This window comes from Gordonia marina (assembly GCF_052036135.1).
Classification (GTDB): Bacteria; Actinomycetota; Actinomycetes; order Mycobacteriales; family Mycobacteriaceae; genus Gordonia.
On record NZ_JBPSDN010000073.1, the window covers coordinates 1 to 3332 of the forward strand.

Genomic DNA, 3332 nt, shown 5'->3' on the forward strand with positions numbered 1-3332 from the left:
CCGACCGCGATCTCCGTCCGGTCCGCCACCGTCAACATCATCCGTCCCAGCCCCACCCAGGGTCTCCTACCGCGCTACCCGCAACCCCTCGTGGCCTGCAGTGTTGCTACGACGGTATGACACCGCCCCCGCCTACATGTTGTGGTCCACTCCGCTCACCCCGTCCGGCAACCACGCACTCTCAAAGTTGAAGAACCGGATTGAAGCCGGAGGTAATTGCGGCGGAGGTTGGAATGGGGCACGCGAATGTTCGGCTCATCGCCGCAGAGTTTTCAATCAAGATGTAGCGCAATTCGCCCCTAGTCAAAAATCGCAAGATAATGTTGCGGGTGTTTCAAGCTATTGCCTTTTTGCCCCTGCCACGAGTACATATCGGTAGTGTAGCCGCCTCCACGGGTGTAAATATGTCTGATCGTTGAAGTGCATAAGGGTTGCCTATTTCTCGGGTGACCAGTACGGGTATGTGCAGATACCTGGCTTATCGATAACGAGTGCAACGCTCTGCTCGGCGCGGGTGATCGCTACGTAGAAGGGAGCAGCTTGTCTGTCGTCCAGCGGAGTGCCTTTGGCTAGGAACTTTTCAATTGCGCCAGTCGGAAAGATCAGCACCCTCTCGCGGCCCATCCCCTTCGCTTCGCCGAAGTTCATCATCGGAAGATATGCGAACCTCTTCGCCGATGCGATCGACGTTCGGAGGGGCAATGGCGCGAACTCTGCCATATATGCATCGACATCAGCCGATCGTATGAGGAAGACGCCGTCGTGCGTCGTGCTTAGGTTGTTCCTCGACTGAGTTTTATCGAACCCCCACTCTGGGCTAAAAAGAGAGTCCGCCAGCGCTGCAATCTCAGAGCGGCAGCGCCACGTCTCAGACCGCTGTTCAATTAGAAGCCGTTTTGCTGCTTCCTCGGCCTGGAACCACTTCCATATGCCCATGTACATAAACTTCTTGTTCTTACGCTCGCGCTCATTGGTCGCCAAGATTGCTTGCCGAACATCGCCAACCATCTTGACAGGGATGCTTGACGCCATCAAGAGCTTGAGGATTTCCAAGTCATAACCACAGAGGTCTTGCACCTCGTCAATGTAGATTCGGTCGTACATCCGTTCCAGGCGACGGAGTCCTGATCCGTTAGATTCATCCTCAATCCGCACCGCAAGCTGAGGAAGGTGCACCTTTCGTACCTCGCCGGCACTGTTTAGATAGCGGGTGAGAGTGTCGACTTTAGCGTACTGCTGCGGCGGGCTTCCGAAGTCGAATCCGTGAACTCGCTGCCCTCCGAATGCGTGAGGAAGAAACGGCCTTGCGAAGGTCGAAATTACAAAGGAGAACCATCCATTGACCTCAATGTATGGATGATCACCAGCAAAGGTCGCCAACCTATTGCGCAATTCCAACTGGTTCACTGTCGTATAGGTCAGCACCAAAATTCGCTCGGATACGGGTGCGGCGGCACACTCATCGACGATTCCCTGGGTCTTCCGCGATCCCGCGACGGCCAGGGTCAGGTGATTACCTGCCATTGGCACTAATAAACTCGATCGCTTCAGCGAAGTAGGTCGGCGCTTGAATGCTCTCGGTTGTTTCGGCGAGCCGGAGAGCTGCCTCGGTCTTGTTGTTAGTCATCCAGGTCTCTAGATTCGCTCGATCCGTCACTCCAAGTGCTCTCCGCATAAGTGCATCATCGGTATTTGCTGTGAGAACTTGTGGCTCTAGCGTCTTACCATCCGCAACAGATCCGATAAAAACTTCGCGCTTGCCACTCTCAACGAGGCTGCTGAGACCTGCGACGATCTCCACTGGATCAATGCCGTCATTGTCACGAAGCACCGCGCATGTCTTACCAAGTGCCCTGGCCAGCTCAAGGCAACGAGCCAGCGCGAGCCCTCGCATGCTAATGATGTCAATGCCATCCTGGATCGGGCGCTTGCCCTTTGACTTTGAGTAAAACAACTCAAATAGAATTTCGTCGGACGGCCCTTCAACCAAGACAAAGCGATCAGCAAGCACCATTCGAAGCGTGTCGTACCCCGGCAGCTTCTTGAAGTAGTTGACTGTGCCGTGGCTGATCTCAGTAAAAGACGACGTCTGACCGTCACAAACGAAGACGAGGTTGTCGAGGCCAAGTCGATTAAGGACGTATGAGTTGTGCGTCGTGACAAAGAGCTGCTGCTCGTCGCCAAGCAGGTCCTCAATCTGACGTAGCAGTTTATTCAACCCGGTGTGTGAGAGGTGATTCTCTGGCTCTTCAACCATGACGACCCGGGCAGCGCTTGCCTTCTGTCCGAGCGCGAGTGAAATCTTGACGGCTGCTTGTTGGCCCTGGCCAGCCATTGAAAAGGGAATTTCTGCAACGTGAGGCACAACGTTCGCATCCCACGAGCCACGAACAGACTGGTCCATGGCTAGCGACAATGAGCGCCCATCGAGTGCTCCATCGAGCTTCTCGACCTTTTCGTTGACCTCGGAAAGGTGTTCCGTGGTCATCTGCTCCTTGACCTTGCGGAAGGCGAGTGAGACTTTGGCCTTCTCGCTCGCATCCAAGTGGTCGTGCAGCATCTGCCGAAGGTGGAAGTCGACGCCGCTCGTCGAACGAATAGTGCGCGAATCGATGACAGCGACTGCCAGCTCCTTGGGCTTCGCCACGAGCGGGTGGTCACCAAACGTACGCCAGTCGATGAGGTAGTACTCCACTGGCAGAATCGAACTGTCAGACTTGAAGTGTTCTTCCATCTCCTCGCCGTACTCGGGATTCGGGATGATCTTCAGTGTGACACCCGGGCAGTCGCGGGTCGGCACGTCTGTGTTGTGCGCACCGAAGAATTTTCGCTGCAGATCATCTCGATCGGCCAGGAACAACTCAATAGTGATCTCGGGCGGTGCGACCGGCCTGCCATTTGCGCGATCGGCGAAGAACGCTGCGACGACATCCTGGTTGAACCAGTAGGGGTTAAGCTCTTCAGCGGCGTGACGGCCATTTATCCGACCCGTGAGCGCCAAGGTCAGCGCTTCCAGGATCGTCGATTTACCCGCTTCATTATCACCCACGAGTAGATTGAACTGCTCGTGGGGCTCGATGGTGACGTTCTTGAATTTCCGATAGCCGGAGATTCTTATTTTCTCGATCACTCGGGCGCCATCCATTTCTCACTACCGAGCGGTGCTGCGTTGAGCTGCTCCCGCCGGCTGCGCCAATTAGGCAAGGGCGGTGTCAACTCGTGGAAGCAACGTTGTCCTTCAGTAGGCGTTCGAAGACTTCCCGTGGAGTGTAGAAGCCCAGGCACTGCCGTGGCCGCTCGTTGAGCTCGCGGGCGATCGCTTCGAGGTACAG

2 protein-coding genes and 1 pseudogene are annotated in these 3332 nt (G+C 55.6%); all 3 read right to left on the reverse strand.

From position 1 onward, the window contains the following. Window positions 1-435: 435 nt before the first annotated feature. Entirely contained in the window at window positions 436-1524 is a 1089-nt protein-coding gene (locus tag ACSEEN_RS21240) for a UvrD-helicase domain-containing protein (RefSeq protein ID WP_440714240.1), read from the reverse strand. Next, window positions 1514-3130, reverse strand: coding sequence for an ATP-dependent nuclease (locus tag ACSEEN_RS21245; RefSeq protein ID WP_440714241.1), 1617 nt, complete (start codon window positions 3128-3130; stop codon window positions 1514-1516). The genes ACSEEN_RS21240 and ACSEEN_RS21245 overlap by 11 nt, the downstream gene beginning before the upstream one ends. Window positions 3131-3212: 82 nt before the next feature. Further along, window positions 3213-3332, reverse strand: a pseudogene (locus ACSEEN_RS21250) (IS30 family transposase); the annotation flags it as partial.

Bases quoted from the DNA above. Each gene is read 5' to 3' on its own strand.
- ACSEEN_RS21240 (WP_440714240.1), bottom strand. From the start codon at position 1,524: ATGGCAGGTAATCACCTGACCCTGGCCGTCGCGGGATCGCGGAAGACC.